Annotated in this window: 17 protein-coding genes and 1 riboswitch; of the genes, 5 read left to right on the top strand and 12 right to left on the bottom strand. The window is 54.4% G+C overall.

The features are described from left to right. Positions 1 to 56: 56 nt before the first annotated feature. The 3 genes from LNV09_RS20615 to LNV09_RS20605 form a co-directional block, all read right to left on the bottom strand. Entirely contained in the window at positions 57 to 3,227 is a 3,171-nt protein-coding gene (locus tag LNV09_RS20615; protein WP_263558957.1) for a UvrD-helicase domain-containing protein, read from the bottom strand. Beyond that, positions 3,224 to 5,848, bottom strand: a complete 2,625-nt coding sequence (locus tag LNV09_RS20610; protein WP_263558956.1) for a PD-(D/E)XK nuclease family protein — start codon at positions 5,846 to 5,848, stop codon at positions 3,224 to 3,226. Before LNV09_RS20610 ends, LNV09_RS20615 begins: the two co-directional genes overlap by 4 nt. Before the next feature lie 123 nt (positions 5,849 to 5,971). Beyond that, the gene (locus tag LNV09_RS20605) at positions 5,972 to 6,445 is read right to left on the bottom strand and encodes a GTP pyrophosphokinase (protein WP_263558955.1); all 474 of its coding nucleotides are present in this window, start codon (positions 6,443 to 6,445) and stop codon (positions 5,972 to 5,974) included. 522 nt (positions 6,446 to 6,967) lie between these two features. On the opposite strand from LNV09_RS20605, the gene LNV09_RS20600 reads away from it, so the two are divergent. The 3 genes from LNV09_RS20600 (at position 6,968) to LNV09_RS20590 (ending at position 9,128) form a co-directional block, all read left to right on the top strand. Next, complete coding sequence (locus LNV09_RS20600) at positions 6,968 to 7,831, top strand: arginase family protein (RefSeq protein ID WP_263558954.1); 864 nt, start codon at positions 6,968 to 6,970, stop codon at positions 7,829 to 7,831. A gap of 90 nt (positions 7,832 to 7,921) precedes the next feature. Next, positions 7,922 to 8,027: riboswitch (SAM-I-IV-variant riboswitch) on the top strand. A 38-nt stretch (positions 8,028 to 8,065) separates the two neighbouring features. Next, a complete protein-coding gene (locus tag LNV09_RS20595) occupies positions 8,066 to 8,491 on the top strand; it encodes a DUF3293 domain-containing protein (RefSeq protein ID WP_263558953.1) in 426 nt (141 codons plus the stop codon). Positions 8,492 to 8,708: 217 nt separating this feature from the next. After that, positions 8,709 to 9,128 (top strand): hypothetical protein, encoded by a 420-nt coding sequence (locus LNV09_RS20590; RefSeq protein WP_263558952.1) that lies wholly within the window; start codon positions 8,709 to 8,711, stop codon positions 9,126 to 9,128. 275 nt (positions 9,129 to 9,403) lie between these two features. Here LNV09_RS20590 and LNV09_RS20585 read toward each other — a convergent pair whose 3' ends face one another. Next, a complete protein-coding gene (locus tag LNV09_RS20585; protein ID WP_263558951.1) occupies positions 9,404 to 10,243 on the bottom strand; it encodes a hypothetical protein in 840 nt (279 codons plus the stop codon). Between the two features lie 102 nt (positions 10,244 to 10,345). Then, positions 10,346 to 10,846, bottom strand: coding sequence for a hypothetical protein (locus tag LNV09_RS20580; RefSeq protein WP_263558950.1), 501 nt, complete (start codon positions 10,844 to 10,846; stop codon positions 10,346 to 10,348). A gap of 337 nt (positions 10,847 to 11,183) precedes the next feature. Here LNV09_RS20580 and LNV09_RS20575 point away from each other — a divergent pair, with 337 nt between their 5' ends. After that, positions 11,184 to 12,155 (top strand): helix-turn-helix transcriptional regulator, encoded by a 972-nt coding sequence (locus tag LNV09_RS20575; protein WP_263558949.1) that lies wholly within the window; start codon positions 11,184 to 11,186, stop codon positions 12,153 to 12,155. A gap of 107 nt (positions 12,156 to 12,262) precedes the next feature. Here the strand turns inward: LNV09_RS20575 and LNV09_RS20570 are convergent, their stop codons facing one another. From LNV09_RS20570 to LNV09_RS20545, 6 genes are all read right to left on the bottom strand, one after another. Further along, positions 12,263 to 12,844, bottom strand: coding sequence for a DUF4230 domain-containing protein (locus tag LNV09_RS20570; RefSeq protein WP_263558948.1), 582 nt, complete (start codon positions 12,842 to 12,844; stop codon positions 12,263 to 12,265). 768 nt (positions 12,845 to 13,612) lie between these two features. After that, positions 13,613 to 14,179: a hypothetical protein gene (locus LNV09_RS20565; protein ID WP_263558947.1), complete on the bottom strand. Its 567-nt coding sequence runs from the start codon at positions 14,177 to 14,179 to the stop codon at positions 13,613 to 13,615. 87 nt (positions 14,180 to 14,266) lie between these two features. Continuing rightward, positions 14,267 to 15,184, bottom strand: coding sequence for a helix-turn-helix transcriptional regulator (locus LNV09_RS20560; RefSeq protein ID WP_263558946.1), 918 nt, complete (start codon positions 15,182 to 15,184; stop codon positions 14,267 to 14,269). Continuing rightward, positions 15,181 to 16,005 carry a hypothetical protein gene (locus LNV09_RS20555; RefSeq protein ID WP_263558945.1) on the bottom strand — a complete coding sequence of 275 codons (825 nt, stop codon included), beginning with the start codon at positions 16,003 to 16,005 and terminating at the stop codon, positions 15,181 to 15,183. The genes LNV09_RS20560 and LNV09_RS20555 overlap by 4 nt, the downstream gene beginning before the upstream one ends. Before the next feature lie 81 nt (positions 16,006 to 16,086). Then, positions 16,087 to 16,260, bottom strand: a complete 174-nt coding sequence (locus LNV09_RS20550) for a hypothetical protein (protein WP_263558944.1) — start codon at positions 16,258 to 16,260, stop codon at positions 16,087 to 16,089. Positions 16,261 to 16,419: 159 nt separating this feature from the next. Further along, positions 16,420 to 17,481 (bottom strand): hypothetical protein, encoded by a 1,062-nt coding sequence (locus LNV09_RS20545; protein WP_263558943.1) that lies wholly within the window; start codon positions 17,479 to 17,481, stop codon positions 16,420 to 16,422. Positions 17,482 to 18,029: 548 nt separating this feature from the next. Here LNV09_RS20545 and LNV09_RS20540 point away from each other — a divergent pair. After that, positions 18,030 to 18,242: a hypothetical protein gene (locus LNV09_RS20540; protein WP_263558942.1), complete on the top strand. Its 213-nt coding sequence runs from the start codon at positions 18,030 to 18,032 to the stop codon at positions 18,240 to 18,242. Positions 18,243 to 18,419: 177 nt separating this feature from the next. On the opposite strand, the gene LNV09_RS20535 is transcribed toward LNV09_RS20540, so the two are convergent. Continuing rightward, entirely contained in the window at positions 18,420 to 18,581 is a 162-nt protein-coding gene (locus LNV09_RS20535) for a hypothetical protein (RefSeq protein ID WP_263558941.1), read from the bottom strand. Positions 18,582 to 18,891 lie beyond the last annotated feature (310 nt).

The raw sequence follows: 18,891 nt of genomic DNA, 5'->3' as shown, positions 1-18,891 counted from the left end.
TGACCAGGCTCGGTTTTAATTGAAGCTACCATCCGCGCAATCTCTACGCCCCTCACTTAAGCTAGACGGATAGCCGCGCCCGAAACCGGAAGAACCAGCCACGACTCGCTAACTTTCCGTCCTGTGGTCGACTCCAGGACTGCTGCATAGGCTCGTAGCTGTCCGCAGTGCGCCTCAGCAAGGCTTGCATGCTGAGCTGTCCCTGCCGGTGTGGATTTGTGATCTATGAGTATCAAGCCCGCTTCTGTATCCAACACCAAGTCGGCTCGACCAGAAAGCAGTTGCCCATTTGCCTGGGCTTGGGACATCGGCAGTTCCACCCAGGCTTTGGCATCCGGCCACCGCGAAAATACCCACTCCCGAATTGCTTCGGCTTGACTATGGAGCTCGGCTCCGTCGACCACGTGTGATTGTCCAGTTCTTGCCAACATGGCGATGACCTCTTGCCCGTTTAACGGTGCCTTCGCGTCTGCCATGTGAGCTGCTAAACAGGCGTGGACGGCATCGCCAAAGGTGCCGCGGTCGGTGACCTGCTTGGTCGCAATCCGTTGACCTACTTTGATCGTTTCAAGAACCTTGCCCGCGACATCTTTGGCGCCCGAGGGGGACTCAAACAAGGCCGGACGAGATAGGGCGCTTGTGCCCATGGCGAACCAACGCAGAACCTGAGCATTTGGCTTAGGCGGGTTCTTCAAATTTGCTGCCGAAAGCTGCTTTCGTTCGAACGGAATGGAGAGCTTTTTCTCGAGTGCAATGCAGGTCGCATCACCCTCAGGTAGCAGGCCATTCAGATTGATGGCTTGCATCCATTCGCCGTCTAATTTCTTAGCCGACCGGGCCAGTATCAATAGATCGCGTGCCCGGGTCATACTGACATAGAGCAAGCGCTTTTCCTCGTTGACTGCAGCTTCGCGCAAGCGTTTTCCGATCTCTGTCTGCGCCATGTCATCAGCGAAAGCCACCTTCTTCTGGGCGCCGAAAGGCCAAGGCCAGTAGCGCAGGTAGCGGTTTCCAAGTGGATCGTGCACTTCAAAATCTCCCAGCGTCGAGGCCTGAACGCTGTTCCACAGGCGATCGCGTACATCGGCATTCAAATCACAAAGAATGACGACCGGCCACTCCAGTCCTTTGGCCCGGTGATGAGTGAGTATGTGCACGGCGTCAACGCCAGGCTGTGCACAGGCGTCTTGTAGCTGAGATTGCTTGTCCAGTAACCAAAGCAGCAAGCCAGATATCGTGGCCACACCATGACTCGATCGGCACTCATCCTCGTATTGCGAGGTCAACCCCAGAAGTTGATCCAAGTTGGCGAGCCGCTGCCTTGCAATATCGCTTTGCTGTTGCCACTGCAATACAAGCCTGGCGATTTGGCAGCGCTGGAGGATGAGTTCTACAACCTCGCGCGGAGTCAGCACCAACGCCAGCTCGCGCAGTTGCACCAGGACCTTGAGGATTTCATGCGCATGCCCAGCGCCTTCTTGCCCCTCAATCCATTGTGTGGGCTTGCCGCTATTCTCCAACCAGCGCAGGCGATCTGCCAGCCACTCTTCCGGCTCGAGGCAGTCTGCGAGGGACAAGATTTCGGCGGTGGCGATGGTGTCACCACGGTCATTGAAGCGCCGCAGGCAGGCCATGAACAATACGCACTCGGGCGTGGACAGCAGGCCCGGCTGCTCGGTGGCACTGGGCACACCATGCTGCTGAAGTGTTGAGGCTATGCGCTGCACTTTGTCGTTCGATCGGGATAGGACAGCAATGTCCGACCAGCGTATGGGGCGAAGTTGTAGCGTCTCTCTATCAAGGATTTGACGACCTTCGGCGACCAATTCTGCGATGCCGGCGCACAAGGCCAAGTATTGTGCTTCCTGATTGCCACCCTCAAGAATCCAGTCGGCCACGGCGGTACCGTCAATGTCTGCGCGCGTGGGTTGAAGAGTGACTTCGGTCTTAGGGATGCCTGCGAAGGCAGTTCCGAATAGGTGGTTGACAAAGTGGACCAAGGGCGGCCTGGATCGCCATGATTTTGGCAGCACCTCTTTGCTGCCATTCAGTGCCGGCAGTTCATCAATCACCGCGCGCATCAAATCAGCATCGCTGCCCCGAAAACCATAGATTGCCTGCTTGATGTCGCCCACCCAGACGACTTGCTTGGCGTACTGAGCAAGCTTCAAGAAAAGGGCCAATTGGATCGGGCTGGTGTCCTGGAACTCATCCACCAACAAAAGCTCCAGTTCTTCGCTCAACGTCTCTGCCACGACGGGGTGGTTTAACACGGTCAGTAGTCGGCGCTCCTGATCTGTGAAGTCGACGACACCCAGTTCGTCTTTGTAACGTTCATAGACCCCCAGAGTCTTGGCCGCCAAGTCGAACATGCGTGACAGGTATTCATGGACATCCGAGCGCAGTCGCTCGTGACTCAGGTATTGGCCGGCAGAATCGGCCACACTTTGTGTAAGAGGGATCAGTGACTTTTCCGGCTCGGCTTTGGACAAACGGGCCCAGTCGGCCCAGCTCATGTCGACGACACTTGAGCTTTGAGTCAAGTCTTCTAAAAGCTTTAGATAGGTGGCCGTATTCTTCTTGCCGCTCGCCTCTGACGCTTTGCGAAGTTCTGGCAACACTTGTTTGATCTCGCGCGCCAGTTTGGCATCGAGATCCGCCGAGCTCACTTTCGGAAGGTGCGCGAGCATCTGTTCGGCGTTGGATGGGCCGAGGGCCGATAACTCGGACGCACCAATGGCGTTGGAGCGAGCTTGATCAATCAACGCTCGTAATGCGGAGCGCCAAGGCGGGGCGCCACCTTGCGGGTCGTCGCGCAAGCTCAGGCGTTGGGCCACATGAAGCAGGCTGTGAAGGTCGGCCGCCTCAATGACGGTGTCTATCGCTTCACGCAGCAGCTGAGTCGCCCGAGCTTCGTCCAGCACAGTCTGTTCGGTAGCCATGCCGGCCTCGAAGGCGAAGCGCTGCAAAAGCTCGCCACAAACGCTGTTGACGGTGCCAATGCGCGCTTGACCCATCTGGTTGGCCAGCGCGAAGGCCCGCTTCTCGACCAGGTGCGATGTCACGCGTTCCCGCAATTCGGCGGCGGCCTTGTTGGTAAAGGTCGTGGCCAAAACACCCGCCGGCGAAATCCGCTTTGCCGTCAATTCTTTGTGGAGTAGATCCGCCAAGGTAAAAGTCTTACCACTGCCTGCGCCGGCGCTGATGAACCGTATCTTGTTTTTCATTTTGAGCTATCCCAGCCGGCCAGATTCACAAACGGGTTGTAGCTGCTGTCTAGCGTTTGGGACGTTAGGCCCTTCGGCGGCGTTGCAGACTCATCGGTGGGCTCGATCCCGTCGAGTATGACTTCGACTTGTCCTTTGCCGAGTTGCTCTGCGCGCCAATGCCAGCTTTGCAGCAATTGCGCCCATAGCGCCGCATTTGCATTGGGCTCCATGGCGACCGCTTTTATCCCCTTGAAAACATCCAGCGCAGGCGTGAGAAGTTCGGCGTCTTTGAGGATGTAGTAGCCAACCTGCGGCCAGGCGGCGCCAGTTTTCATTTGCAACTTGGCGTAGAGCGCGAGCTGCAGATGACTATGGTCTTCAAGCTTGCTGCGATATTTTTTGTTGCCGGCCCATTTCATGTCCAGTACGAAATCCTTACCGTCCGCAAGCACAAGAATGAGATCTGCGCTGCCTTTCAACTCGCGGTGGCGTGCGGAACCCTCCAGCGCAACCTCCGGCTTTACCGAAGTGACGCCGGCCTCTTGAACTAGGCTATGCAGGCGCAAAACCGATTCGCGCAAGCGTGTTTGAAACGATAGCAACTCGGCCTGCCTGCCCGGCATCAGCAAGACCGCACCTTCTTCCGAGATCAAGGGCGAAAACGCCTTGTCGATCCATGTTTCGAGTTGGCTCGGAGTCCAAGCCAGGCAGCCGTCTGTTTTGTATAGAAGTTCAACCAGTCGATGCGCCAAAGTGCCCATCAAGGTGAACTCGTCGGGCAAACTCAACAAGGAAGATCCCCGCAATTGGGCAGGGTACTGGAGAACCCACTGGTAGGGGTTGAACACCAGGGGCTCAAGGCTGCTGTACGAATAGGCCTTGTCCCATTCAATGTTCACATCTTCTGGCATTGACCACCAGCGACGCAAGGCCGGCAATGCTTTGTGGACCACACGCGTGAGCCCTTTTGCGTTCACCCCCTGGGAAAGCGCGTTTTCTACCGTTTCGACGGGCAGCCCCGGCAAGGCGTTCTTGACGAGCCACCAAACCGGGTGGAGCTCTTCGCCCTCCGGTGGCAAAACCAAAGTCAGTTTCTCTTGAGCTAGCATGATCGGACGCAGCCAAGCCAGCGCCTGGCTTTCGGTCAGCAGGGTGTTGTCCGGCAACAGCGCGCCTGCTTTGCGCAGAGCGAGCAACTCTCCTTTTGACCAAGGCCGCTTCGGTATTCCCCCCGGCACCGTCAGATGCCACCAGACCACCTCGGTGAACGGCTCTATCAGCGCAGCAGGCGTGCTGACCGTGGCCGCTGCGCCCGCTTGCGCAAATTGGTGCGGATTCGATAAGCCGGAGCCCATTGACTGGACAACGAGTTTATCCAGCGCTGGCGCGCTGATAGTTTCACTGCCTTGGGTCAGCAGTGCTTGCAGTGTCACCTCAAGACTCAAGGCGAGTTCGCGGCCGGTCATCATTGCAGCCCGGCGAGAAAGGTCTGGGTTGCTCGCTCCTGAGTCGAAAAACTGGGCAATGCGGCTCGTACGCTCAACAAGCACAGACAGCGGAAGTCCCGCCTCGCGCGGGTAGCGTGGATGCTCCAACCAATAGCGAAGCTCAGCCAATCGGGCCTCGTACCCTGGCTCCTCCGCGTTGGCGAGTTCCAGCAACAGTTGCTCCCAAGACTCGCCACCGATTCCCGGTGTACCGGCGAGTCGTTGCGCGAGTTGGCGGCGGCTACTTCCCGGAATCGGGCAAATTGGGTGGGTTAGGAACTGCAACAAGATTCCAAAATCGACAGGATCCGTCAAAACCCGAAGTGCCAAAGGCACGAGTTGGAATGCGGGTCTGAACGTGCTGGCTTGCCCCAAGCCAAGGCGCGCGCCGCCAGCGCCCTCCAATGCGGCGTCAAGCAAAGTGCCATGCTGCTCGGCCACGATGGCAATTCGGTCGGCTGCAGCGGGATCGTTCACAAGCTTGTTGGCGACCCATTGCGAGGAGGCCAAGGCCGATTCGGCACGGAGCACCAGGATGCTTCCGTCGGCCCAGTTGTCGACCAAAGGCATGGACAGTCCATTCTGAGCGGCCAGGAGTGCAACTTGCAGACCGTGCAGGCCCGACCCTTTCTTGGCGCAGGGCACCAGCGCTTGCGGTTCAACAATAGGCAAACGGCTCAGGACGTCCTGCCAGCGCTTTGGCCAAGCTGCGAGGGGCTCCTCAAGCTTGATTGATGCTATTTGTGGACGCCGGTGCGATAGAAGGGTCTCGATCGCAGTCAGCCGCTGGCCGATGCCCAGAGCAACCTTGAGCTTCGCCGATCCTTCAACAAAGCCCAGGTCAGCGATCCGTGGCGGTGCGTCCGCCGCGCAATTGCCTGTCCAGCCTTGCTCATACCAAGCATCGCGCCACTCGAGCAAGGTAGCGGCAGTGCCCAGTTCATCCAAATTGAAACTGGCTTCATAGAATCTCGAGCCGGACTTGGCCGCCTGCAAGCACTCCCGCATTTGCACCACGCGGCCGGCAAAGGAAGTGTTTGCAGCGACCAAACCCAGTTGGAGTTCCAATTGGGTCAGCAAGGCCAGCGGCCCATAAATCGGCTCCCCAAGCTGGGTTTTGAGATGCCAGCCGCGAGCGCCATCAAGTGCCATGCCCAACCGAATTTTTTGCATTTTTTTATCCTCACCTGCTGTCGAGAGCCTTCTTCTGACGTTTCCTGCTTGTGATCAATTTCTGGGAATTAGGTCGCAGATCTTGCCGCGCAGGTTGGCTGACTACTTGGCTGAAGCGCCGAGCGCGGCCAATGCGGCGCGGTATTTGTCAAGACGAAGGTAGTCCTTGTCGGAGGGCTCCGCGATCCTGGATAAGTCCATGTTGTCCTGCAGATCGGCCACCTTGACAGCGCGTCCAATTACATTTTTTCCGGCGCGTTCGATGAAGCCCATGTAGCGCGCCAGCTTCTGTTCTTGATCATCGCCCTTGACGTCTTCTTCGTACGGGAGTTTGGTTACCGACTTGATTGCATCAAGGATGACCTCTTCAAACCCTTCGCGTTTCAAACGTTCGATGCTCCAGTCCGGGCTGCAGTCTTCGATCAAGTCATGTAGGACAGCGACGATACGTTCAGCCTCGCTGCTCATGCGTAGCATGACTCTCAATGGGTGAAGGATGTAAGGCGCCCCGGCTTTGTCAGTCGCGCCGGAGTGGGCTTCTGCGGCGATTGCGATTGCGCGTTCCAGTGAGCTCATTGATTGTTCCTTGAGTTTGAGTGTCAATATTGGCTGATGTCCAGGAACATGGCTGATGTCAAACTCCGCCACCAGTTGGAATAAGGAAATAACGGTAGACCATAACTCACAAGCTGGACGTCGAAAATATAGCCAGCCATTTTTTTGGGGCGACTTTGTGACGACTTGAAATGGGGCGTCTCGATTCGCAACAGCGACATTTTTCGTCGCTATCAATACTTCTGTACTTCTTGGGCAGTGGTTGTTGAAGATCAAATTTGGCTTCACTTCGCAGCCGTCCTGGCAGCAATGATGAAACTTCAGAAGCTCAAATACCGAGCTAGTCGGAGAAGCCTGCAAATTCAAACTAGGCACTGCGGCTTGCTTTGGGCCTTCTGCCAATTCCTTTTGGGTTTTCTGGCGCCGCAGGAGAGTGGCGCACCTGGTGAGCTACTGGGAACTTAAGCTGATTGCAACTCGCACGGTGGGCTGAATGTTGGTCGCAACGGCAAGCCTCGGAGTCAAAATCAGGAGGAATCAGCGATGAAAGTCTTTTATAGAGCCGAACAGGCCGCCCGCAATACCGGAGCGTTCGCGCCTTCGGCCGACAAGCCTCGTTTGGTGATGGCGGACTGGCTCAAGCAAGGCCTGATCAGCCGGCTCGACATTCTCAGCTTCGAGCCGGTGTCACGCGAAGACTTCAAACTCGCCCATGACTCCAGCTTTGTTGATGGCGTTTTGGACCTGATCCGGCCTAACGGCTTCAGCAATCGGGATGCAGAAGTCGCCGCTTCTTTGCCCTACACGACCGGCTCTTTGCTTGCCGCGGCCCGCTATGCGTTGAAACACAAAACTTCTGTCTGTTCACCCACCAGTGGTTTTCACCATGCCCACTACGATCAGCCCGAAGGCTTTTGTACGTTCAACGGGCTGATGGTGGTAGCTCTCAAATTGAAACGAGAGGGACTTGTGAATCGCGTGGCCATCATCGACTGCGATGTTCATTACGGAGACGGCACCGACGACCTCATTTGCCATCACAAGATTGATTGGATTCAACATTACACCCTGGGCCGACATTTCCATGATCGCGATGGGGTCGGTAAAGATGCCAAGCACTTTCTGACTTGGCTGTACAAGGCCATCGCTGATTGCCAGGATGCCGATCTTGTGATTTATCAAGCGGGCGCCGACCCGCACATTAATGATCCCTTGGGCGGTGTCTTGACCGAGCTTGAGATGGTGCAGCGCGATCATGCAGTGTTTGCGGGCTTTCGCGACAGGCCGCTGGTTTGGAACTTAGCAGGCGGCTATCAACGCGATGCCGAAGGCGGAATCAAGCCGGTACTGAAACTGCATCGAAACACTTTGAGTGCGCTACAGGCGGTTGAGTTGGGTCACCCCTGACAAAGGATTGGACATCCTAGAGGGCTTGGGCCTGCAGCTCTGACAAGCACTGAAAGCGACGGCCAGACTGCACAAACTCGGATACAGTCTAACTCGCATCTGGAGATGGGCCGACGCCCACGCCAACCTGCCATCCCGGGCAAGGTGGATCGCGCAAGCGGATGTGGCCTCATCGCGGGCAAAGATACGGGAGCTGCGTCGGCCCTCCCATTTTTTATTTCGGAGGGCTTTGTTTTGCTCGAATCAGTCATTGACATCGGCCTCGCGCAGGCCTACCGGGAAACCGAATACACGGTGCATGGCGACGAACCCTTCACGCTGAAAGTGGAGGAGGCCAGTCCGGCTCTGGCCGCCGCACACAAGCGTCACGGCGTGAATTGCAGCGCCTACATCACCGCATGGAATCCGCTCGGCGTAGACCAGAAGATTGGTGTCAACACTCAACGCAATGCCGAGTTATCCGCAGAGATTCGGAAGCGCAGCCTCGTCAGCATTGAGGGTGTCGGCCAGCCTCCGTCCAATGAGTGGTTTGGCGAGGCGAGCTTTCTGATCTTTGGCCTGACCTTGGAGGCGGCCAAGACGCTGGGAACAAGGTGGGCGCAGAACGCCATCATTTGGAGCGGCGCTGACGCGGTGCCGCAGTTGATCTTGTTGCGCTAAGTCTTGGTTCCGCTTGAAGAACTCTCGCGCCACTCTTCGCCCGCCCTGGGTGGTCCCTTGAAATACGCCGCTCCTAAGTGTGATCCAGTTGAAGTTGACCGCCTCCTGGAGTTCGAATGAAGAACTTCTTTGAAGGGGTGCAAGCGCTGGCATTCTGCGCCTCGATCATCCTCGGCGGATACAAGCTTCTCGATGCAATCATCAAAGGACTCACCACATGAAAACTACCGTTCAAGCCACAGGTTACTCTCCCTTTACCGTAGAGGCTGAAGCCCTGTACTCAGACACACAGATGCTGCCTGAAGATAAGCGCGGCGTAACCCTGCGTCTTTTCCGTGAAGCTGATGAGAAATGGATAGCGGTGCTGACCTACATCTCATCATGGGGCATGGAGCGGGACTTCACCCGGATCTATGAAGGTTACAGCCTGGAGGAGATCAGCGAGGATCTGCGGGCTGCATCAAAGTCAATCCTGCCCCCTGGTGCTGGGTTTCCTGCATCGCCGCAGTATGACACCCGTCAGGCAAAGCTGGCGGGGTTGATGGAGGTTCTTACCTTGGTTTGTTTGTCTAATGTGCTGGCTGAAATCGGGCGAGAACAAGGGCACACGGTGGCGGTTCAGGAGCCTGAGGAGTAGAGCTGTTGGCCAGCCCCCCGCAAACTCCAAAGTACCCGCTGACGCCCGGGGTGCGGGGTCAGTTCTTGCTGGACGACCGTGAACTAGCGGCCGAACTAACACGCATGACTGATCACCGGACCTCGGATCTGTTTGCGGGCCAAGAGGTATCAACTTCAGCCGCAGCGATTGTCCGCGCGGCTGTCAGCCGTAACGCCGCGTTGTGCCAGCGCCGGCCAGGCGCCCCTTGTTTGAGCAGGGCGATCCTGATTCGTCATGGATCAGGCTGCGCTACTTTACCGAGTTGCGAATGCTGCTGAGCCGTATTGGCGTGTCCCGTCCACCGCCACCATCAGCAGTTGTGTCTTGCCATTGGCCAAGGGGTAGGCCAATGCGATGCCGCTCGCGCCTTGACCGGCCAATGCGCAAGGTGCTGTGCCGAAGGTCAGAGCCACGTTGAACACGTTCTTGCCGGATGGCCTTGGTGTGACCGTACCGCTGAAGTTGCAGCCAAGGTTGGAGTTGGCAGTTAAGGTCCCTGAAGCAGCGAGGTTCAGCGAGATGCGCTCGCCCGTTACGCTGGTGGCAGACCAAACGCCGGCGATCGTGCTCAATGCGGCAGGCTTGTTGTAGTCGTAGAGCGATCCGGCGACCGGGCCGCCGTTGAAGCTCACCGCGCCTGAAGGCCAGGTGACCGTGCCGGCGACGGTCTTCGCTGTGGCGTCGTAACTGGCTTTGGTGCTACCAGAGATGGCCGGGCTGAAGCCAAAATCCCTGGTGTCGGGCGAAGTGAAGTTGCCGTTCGAGGAACTTCCCGAGCCTTGAATGAAACCGGCCACGCCGAACTGGCCGCCGCCCTGAGCACCATAGAGTGCCCAGACTTCGCCGGTTTCCAGCACCAACATTTGGAAGTCCCGGTTTAACGTGCTGCCGGTCAAAGTGCCGCCATAGACTCCCTCTGCGCTGGGGCCGGAGGCAGTTGCGGGCGCAGGCGAATCCGAGCCGCCACCACCACAGCCTACCAAGAGGACCGTCATGGCTGACACCAAGGTCGAAGCCAGCGTCACATTCCGAGCGGTCCTCATGCCCGCTTTGGCCGACTTGGCCGCCGTACTTCCAATCGTCTTTTTGTACATATTTGTACTCCCTGTTGACGAGTGCGCCTCAGCCCGACTTGGCCCATCCAAGCCATGGCCTCGCGCCTCGATTGCTTGATTCGTTTTCTTGAATCGCTTGTTTCACTTGGCCCGAATCGAGCGCAGCAGGCGCTGCAGTCGTGCAGGCGTCCAGCCCTCATTGCCGTAGGCGCCCAGCAAACGATCGAACAACCTGCCGGCGTCGTCGATCAACGCTGGATCCAGGCATTGAAGATGAGGCAGCAAGACGGACGAGACATCTTGGTCACTGCTCTTCTTCTCAGTCATTGGACGGCGTCGGTCAATCCAGTCGGCCAATAGCAGCCACATCACGCCGGGGCTCTTGATCAATTGGCTCAAGCGCCAAAAAGCTTGGCTGACATCCGGGTGCACGCAAAGCGCTTGGCAGTGAGATGCCAATCCGTAGACTTGGCCGCCGTGGGCCAGGTGTTCGACAACGGCCAGGCACAAGTCCTGCAAACTGGCCGGCCGGACTGGTGGCTTGAAGTCGAACGGTCCAGCCCTGTTCAGGCGGGTGCCGTCGGGGTGCTTGTCTTTGAGGCTTTGCACCAACGCTGATGTGAGATTTGACGCCGTCATCATTCTTCTGCTCTCCCTGGGTCTGGGTCATGCCTAAGCTGGAAAAGAGGGGCTCGGAGATCCATGTGCGGGTCTCGTCGCCACCTTCTTGACAGCAATGATGAATGTCCAGAAGCTCAAATACCGAGCTAGTCCGCCGGCTTGAAAACTTGAACCCATGCTTCAGGAGCTGGGTAAGCCAAGTCGAGGGGAGGTTGGGCGAACGCGCTCTTATGTACCTCGACCTCGGGCCTGCAAACACGAGACACCACCAGGCAAAGCGTCGCTTTGTCACGTCGACCGGCTACAGTCCCAGAGGCTCAAGTTGTGAGCCTTTCAATCAACTTCATTCAGCCCTGCTATGTCAAAAACCGCTCGCGTCTACAAGATAGAAATGCTGATTCGCAATCGCGGTCATGTGAGTTTTCAGGAGATGAAGGACGAGTTGGAGGTGTCGGACGCCACGCTCAAGCGCGACTTGGAGTATTTGCGAGACCAGCTCGGCGCGCCGATTGAGTACAGCCGCCTTGACGGCGGCTACGGCTTTGGCGCCGGCTACCGAGGGCAAGAAAAGCATGAGCTGCCCGGCCTTTGGTTCAACGAGCGCGAGTTGTATTCGCTGCTGATGGCGCACCAAATGCTGAGCGAGCTGGGTTCCGACGGTGTCATCAGCCGCCACTTGGCGCCCTTGTTGGAGCGCATTCATGTACTGCTGGCGCCCGGCGAGGCCGACGCCAAGGGGCTGCTCAAACGCATCAAGATCATCAGCCCGGCCAAACGTCCAGTGCCGACGCAGTTTTTCGAGATGGTCGGGGAGGCATTGCTGAAACGCCAGCGACTGCACCTGCGCTATCTCACCCGCGGTCGGTCGGCCGTCAGCGAGCGCGATGTGTCGCCTCAGCGATTGGTGCACTATCGAAACACTTGGTACCTGGATGCGTGGTGCCACTCGCGCAAACAGGTCTTGCGGTTCGCCCTGGACGCGATTGAACAGGCCACGATGCTCGACGAAAAGGCCAAGGAGATTTCGATCAAGCAGATTCAGAACGAGATGGACGGCGGCTTCGGCATCTTCGCCGGCGAGAAACGGCAATGGGCAACACTGGTGTTCCAGGAGAAGGCTGCGCAATGGGTCAGCCGCGAGGAATGGCATGCGGAGCAGCAGGGCGTTTGGCTGGATGACGGCAGCTATGAGCTCAAGATCCCCTTCGTTCACGAGACCGAGATCGTGATGGACATCTTGCGGCATGGCAATCAGGTCAAAGCGGTGGCGCCGGCGAGTCTTGTTGCGGCTGTGGCGAGGCAGTTGGCAGAGGCTGCGGCCTTGTATTAACGAGTGTGCCGAAGCTCATTGGCATCACAGGGGTCGGGAAGGCTCATGCACAGACCAACGTCAAAAGTCGCGAGCCAATTCGACCGAATGAAAGGTCACTTTGATGGCTATTGCCAAACAATACCAACCTTCCATCCAGTAGCAGAAACGGTTGGTAGAAGCACAGCTTCAGCACTCTTGCGAGCAGATTCGATCAGTTCAGACTTTCCGCAATTTGTTTGAATTTCGCTTTGCCCCTTCTGGAGCGCGAGGTTCATTGCCTTTGTTTGCCCCTCGGTTCCCGGTACTAGTGCGACTACTCCACTATTGGTCATTTCGTAAAAATAAGAGCCCCCACTTTTCGGGTCATGATTTAGTCGCGCTGATATTATTTTTGGGTGAGGGACTACCAGAGATGCTGTTTTATCTTGGAATGAAACTTTTTCATATCTTGCTAGCTTCAGATCTGTTCCTATCAAACAATCACCTCGTGCAACCAAAATTACGCGCGTTCCTCCAAATCGAAGCTCCCACTGTGTCCAGGGTATTTCTTGGGTAACTCGTTTGTTGAATTCAATAATATTCGCGTAATTGACTTTAAGTGATGTCAGTACCCCCATTTCTTGAACAGTCACTAGCGCGGGTGGAGGCGGGACATGTTCTTTCTCTGGTTTTAATTTCCATGCGATGACGCCTGAAAGAAGGATCATCGTGATGGCGAGGAATGTTTTTATCATTGGTTAAGGTCGCGGTGAGAATATATTTAATTGGGCCATTGAGTACGAGTGATGTTAAAAATTCAGTCAGTCACGTAAATAGATAAATTATGGCAGCGGTCCTTTGTTATTGCTGTCCAAGCAATATGTTTTTAATCGGCAAAAAGAGTTCAGATTTAAATGAGCGTTCAGCCCTTCTGAGGAAGGGTGCCGTACTTTATCGGCGCAAGGATTGGTCACTTTTTCTCAAATGCAGAAAATAAGCGTGAATATAATTTTTAAGAAAAAAGACTAAGCATTGAAGTTCAACCGGTAGGCTATTTTTTTTAATATGTGGCGGTGTTCGCCCCGTGAATTGGTATGGGAATTATCAGATATCGAACTAATGCGAGTCGAGGTCGAGGTCCTATGACTTAGACTGCCTTATCGATGTTCGCGTAGCTTTTCGAAGAATAAGGCATGGAGGACAGGCGCTGCGATCAAAGCTTACCCTTGGTTCTTGAACCATTGGCTCTGACGCCGATCGAAAAATCAGTTCGCTCCCGAACGTTTTAGTAAGTATTCCCAGTCGCGCGTATGCAAGCAAAATTCGATATCCATCAGTTTCTTCTTTAGGTGACTGCGGCGATAGCAAAGTTTGACTAGGGTAGGGCACTGCATTGCAGTTCATGGAATTTACTTTTGGAGTCCTGTGTGATCATGCTCCCCCTCGGACCTAGCCATTTTTCAAGGCGAGGGACTTGATCACACGGGACACTGCGGCTAGATGATTTTTCGTGACAGTATGTGCGTTGAGAGCCAAGTCTTGCCGGACCTATTTTTGCTCTGGCTTTGTGAATGCACGGCAAGTATGGCTTCTCGTTTGTTTCGGGCTTCGACATTGTCGATTTGGCGCCATCCAGCCTTAATTTTTTGAGCCAGGAAGATGGTTGAATCATGACGGCCGAGCATGTATCCGATGGTTCCGCGAAAAGCAGGGGTGAGCATGAACTTCATTGCCGTACTGTCTTCGGAATTCAAACCCAAAATTGGTGCCATGGCGAAGGCAATTGCAAAGCTTGCCGCAAAAGGCGATGCGATCAAAATCACAGACCTCCATGCGCCGTATCGCCAAATAAGAAGGGGAATTGCAAGAAAAAAACCTGCCGTATAGATTAACCCCGCCAAAGTTCGGAAGGGTCGATCCAACCTGAGTGCGATGGTCTTCTGTCCCCTTTCGAGTACAGCAAAAGAGTGAGGGCCTTTTCTAGCCCGAAATGCGGATGAAATATTAAGTCGCCCGTTAATGGCGCATATCAAAAAGAAGACGGTGACGCTCGCTACGGTCATGAATAGCATCAAGACTGATAATGACTTCATCTGATCTATGAACTACATCGAAGATAATTGGTGAAATATGGGTAATAGAGGGCTTGCTTATTGTGTTTTCTTCAAGTAATCGGAAAGCTCTTGGTTGAGTTCGTTCTGTAAATGGTCCGGGCTGATGATTTGAATATGAGGAATCCAGTAGCGAACGATCGGAAGAATTTGGTTCAAGTGACCCACTTTGGCTGACAAAATCAATGCGCCATTTTCCAGCTCTTTCTCTATAACTTGGTTGGCAATAAGCTTGCGTCGTTTGAAATAGCCGGCTACTTCTTTGGCCACTTTTAGAACAATTTCCCTGCGTGTTTCATTCATCCAAATTCCGTCGTTCTCAGTCAGGGCCTTCTCGATGGATGCGTCATGGTCGAAGACGGTTTTTGAGACCATCAGTCGGCTAATCTTTGTAAAGGAGAATGTCTTCAGCTTTCCATTGTCCTTTGCCGCCAGATACCAGATGCCTTTATTGTTTACAAGCTTGTAGGGATCTAAATCAGCATACTGTTTGTCGCCTTCGTCCTTCTTGAAACTGAAGCTGACTCGATGGCGTGAAGCGATCGCACCTTCCAATTGTTGAAAGTACTGGTTTTCGTCGTCGTGTAGTTCTTCGTAGTTGTGGCCTTTGACCAGCAGTGCGGACTGGATTCGGGAGTCAAAGATGTCTCTCAAAAAATCGTCAGAAAACGAAGGAAATAGACCTTTTATACCGGCCAAGCCAGCAAATCTGTCGATATCACGTGTGCTGAGTTTGCCGAGGAAAACCGGGTCTAGCGAGTAGTAACCTCCTGCCTTCTCGAGGTTCAAATAGGCAAAACGCTCATTGAGATCGCGCTGAATGGTCCGCAGGTCGACGTTGAACTCGCTTGAGAGCGCGATTGGGCTGAGTTTTTCACCATGATTCAGTTTGATCAGAATTTGAACTAACCTGCGCACCAAGGTATCGTGTTTAGGTGCGGGTTTGGGCGCTGTCATGGCTTTGTATTCCCCGAGTTCTGACCGCGAACACGTTGAACAGCGGCCTTTCCGCTCTCCATTACTTGTTTGGCGGCCTCACCTGTTTGTTCAATGGCGTGCCCGGCTGTTTTGCTGAAATCAGACAAGGAGTCGCCCAACTTGGCGGAGGCGTCGCTGGTTACCTTGACGGTGCCGGCAATGGCCAGTTCTGCGCGCTTCTTGACCGAGGCGGCAGCATCGTTCATGACATCTACCGTTTGGTGCGTGACGTCGGACAAACTGCGTCCAAACACGGCGGCCTTGTCTGAAATAAAGGCTTTGAAATCCTTAAGTGCCTGAGAGCTCAGCAAGTCCTTGGCAGTATTGATCACGAAAGAAATGATTGACCTGATCAGTTCTACGCCGATGTCCAAGCCTCGTGCCAGTTGGTCCAGCATGGCGTTTTTTTCTTCATCTCTAAGAGCGCCCCAGCCATACAGAATTGCACCCACCGCGCCACAGGTCATCGCAATGGGGTTGCTCAATGTGGCGGCAGTCGCCACGGTGGCCATGGCCGAAAGCGTATTACCCAGCAAAAATTGGCCGACGGCGATGATGGTGACGGAGCTCAGGTACCCGAGGCCAAAACCGTACTTGGCCATCTCCAGAATCCGACCAGTCGTTGCAATCGTGGAGTTGGCTGACGTCTGCATTTCCTGGATGTGCTTATCCAGGAAATCATTGATGTCTGAAGCAACGCCGTAGAGGCCGGCGACAGCTTTAGCTACGCTGCTGAATGCAAAACCACCTAGAGAGAGCGCTGCTTCGGCACCCTGGATCGGGGTAAAAGGAATAGCCATATGGGACCTCAAGATTGGATGTCTCTGCCTTGGTATAGACAGGGGGGATGGTTGTCGATTTCAAGGCTGCGCTTATGGCTTTCAACGAGTGTTGCTTGACATGTGTCTTTTCCAAATCAAAGCGACAACGAGTACAGCGATCACGGCCATAGCGACGATCAGTCCTGCCCCCAGGAGTCTGACCAATATTGAAATCACGCCTAGCTTGAAGAAGCTAAATCCCAAGGCGACCAACAGGGTGAAAATCCAGAACATTGCATGAACTCCTTTTTGTGAAATTGGTGAGTTCTTGCAGTGTGCGAGGGGGGCACGACAGGTTGTGTCGTTTTCAAAGTGCCGCAAAAAATGCGTCAACTTTTTTCGGCGCGATGGGTGGCTATCAGCAAGACAGCAGCGCGGTAGCTGCCATGCCTTTCAATTTAAGCGGGCTTGCTCCTCAAACCCCAAAGCCTTTTTGACCCGACTCATCCAGGTTGCTGGCGCTGCTTCGGCTGTCGGGGAGGCATAGGTTGCAGGCAGATTGCTCGCAATAGGTTCTGCAAGGACAACCCAGACCGGGTCGGTTCCAAGACTGTTGTCAGCCAACTCTTGCACTTTGGCTTGGAAATCACAAGAGCGGATGTCTTGCTCGACCAAAAAGTTCAGGTGCGACTCGTAGCCAGCGAGTACGTCATCTCTAGCAACCAACTTGCGCACGAACTCCAACTCGGCATCTTCGTTGCCGAACTTGCGAAGTCGTAGGAACGACGCATCAGACTCCATAGCCCTCAATTCATCCAACCATTGCACGCCCTTGTTTGTCTGATGAGCGAAGTCGAGTAGCTTCAAGAGCGAGTCAGCCGGCATGGAAGAAAGATACCGATGATGGATCAAGCGTTGCGGATCTGTCTTCAACGCCTTGGACGTGCAGTGATTCCGCGCAACGTGTTGCCACGCCATTCGATGGGTGGCGAAGTCATGCAAAGCGACTTGGCCCATGCCCAAATCACTGGTGGCTTGGGCCAGGCCCACCATGGCGATTGAATAGCCGTCGTCCAGAGCTTGCAACTCGTTCAGGTCCTCAAACTGAGACCAAAGGTGAGGGTACTGATGAACCAGTTGACCGAAATCATTCTTGCTGGACATCAGACAGTCACGCCGAGTATTCGGGTCGGTGGTTTCACGGGCATGCCGTAGGTTGTCAACCGCAGCCTTCAGTTGACTGTACTGGACTGCCTGCAAAAACTGATTTGTCTTCCGAGTGTTGAGCTCAATTCGCCCGAGGGTGACATTGAGTTCATTGAGCTTGCGAGACAACAACGCAAAACCTGCAACGGAAACTACAAGCCCAAGGCCCGAAAGGGCCACCGTGGCTGCGGAAACCTTCATTAGGGTGCCCAGTTGGGTTTCGACGCGAGCCAAGACCAGGCCCATCTTGTGCAATTGGTAGGTCTGGAACGCATCGGCCACCCACCCCAGTCCAGGCAGCAGACTCAAGGCGGAGGATGGTGCGGCCATGTGCGCAACGATTCGACCGCCCATGTCTCGAACGACCCCGCCATGTAATGAGTAGGCTCCACTGAGAAGCCCGAGCAAGGTGTTCTCCGGAATTATCCGAGAAACCGAAATACCTGCAAGTCCGATCATTAATCCCCCCCCGATTTTGAATATTTTGATTTGTCCAAATCACAGGCGCTCGCGAGTTGCTGGTGAGGCCGTATGAAAGTGATGCCGTTGGGGATGTTCTCACACCTTTTTGACAGTGCATGCGTTTCGGGCAGGCGCCGCGATCAAGATTTACCCTCGGTTGGTTTCCAATTCTTGGCGCTGGCGCCGATCTAGGCTGGATTTGCCGGGCGGAAACTTGAGTAAGCCATGTCAGAAGTGCTCGCAAATGCAAGCGGAACTGCGTTTTGCTATTCGAGACGGAATATGTCCAAGCCCAATATGAATATTTGCCCCGTCGACAAATTGCTAGCCGCTATTGCTTCGCTCAGTTTTGGTGCCTCGCAGGACACCACCTTCAAGTATTGATGCGCATATCGATGAGTGCAGTGCTGCTGTCCGTTTCTTGGACATGGGCAGGCTGTGGTGGCCCATTGTCACAAAAATCATCTGTTCATTTGAATTTAGTATTCGTTGGTTGGCTCTGGAAAGAAAAATTGATGAGAATGGTCTGTTCTGTGATGGATTCCAATGGCAAAGCGAAGAAAAGTGACGCATTGCGGCTGTGCGTGGGACCAGAAAATATGCGCTAATAATGGCAATTTCCCGTCCAGTTCCAAGAAATATGTGATTTAAATGTTGGCAATTAGTCCCAGTACGAAAGAGTGTTTTGAGTGCCCATGAGAAATTGTAAAAAAATTGAATGGCCCAGCAAAAGTTGGTTTTTTAAACATTGACTGACTGTGGTGATGTACGGTTGTGAAAATTATCTAAATATTTAAATTTAAGATGGAAGCCTGTTCTGAATAGCCTTCAATTTCTGAGGTGCTCGCTAGAGAATTAACCAAATTTGGACCGATGTATGAAATTAAAACGACGCCTTCGGCTGCCACTTGACTCAGATATCGATGCGGCAGATACAGCGTGGCCATGGCTTGCTTCATCACAGAAACCGTGGCCTAAGATTTTCAACTGTCTAACTGAGGTCGGGGTACATCACCCACCAACCTCAAGTCACTGACGAGCAGCATTTATGGCTAATAGAAATACACAGTTTCTAAGACAAACGCCGACCATGCTGACGCCACACCAAAGAAATTTCTCCCAATTTACGAGGAAAAATTTGCGCAGGGCAAGGACAAGAAGTCAGCCGCGAATGGGGTGATTTTGGGTGAATCACTTGCATCTGATGTTTCAAATCATTCAGACTTTCAACTCAAAAAGTTGCATATCGCTCGTGCT

The sequence above is a fragment of the Paucibacter sp. B2R-40 genome, from assembly GCF_025717555.1.
In the GTDB taxonomy this organism is placed as follows: domain Bacteria; phylum Pseudomonadota; class Gammaproteobacteria; order Burkholderiales; family Burkholderiaceae_C; genus Paucibacter_A.
Note: the sequence above shows the minus strand (reverse complement) of the source record. Positions and strands in the feature narration are given on the sequence as shown.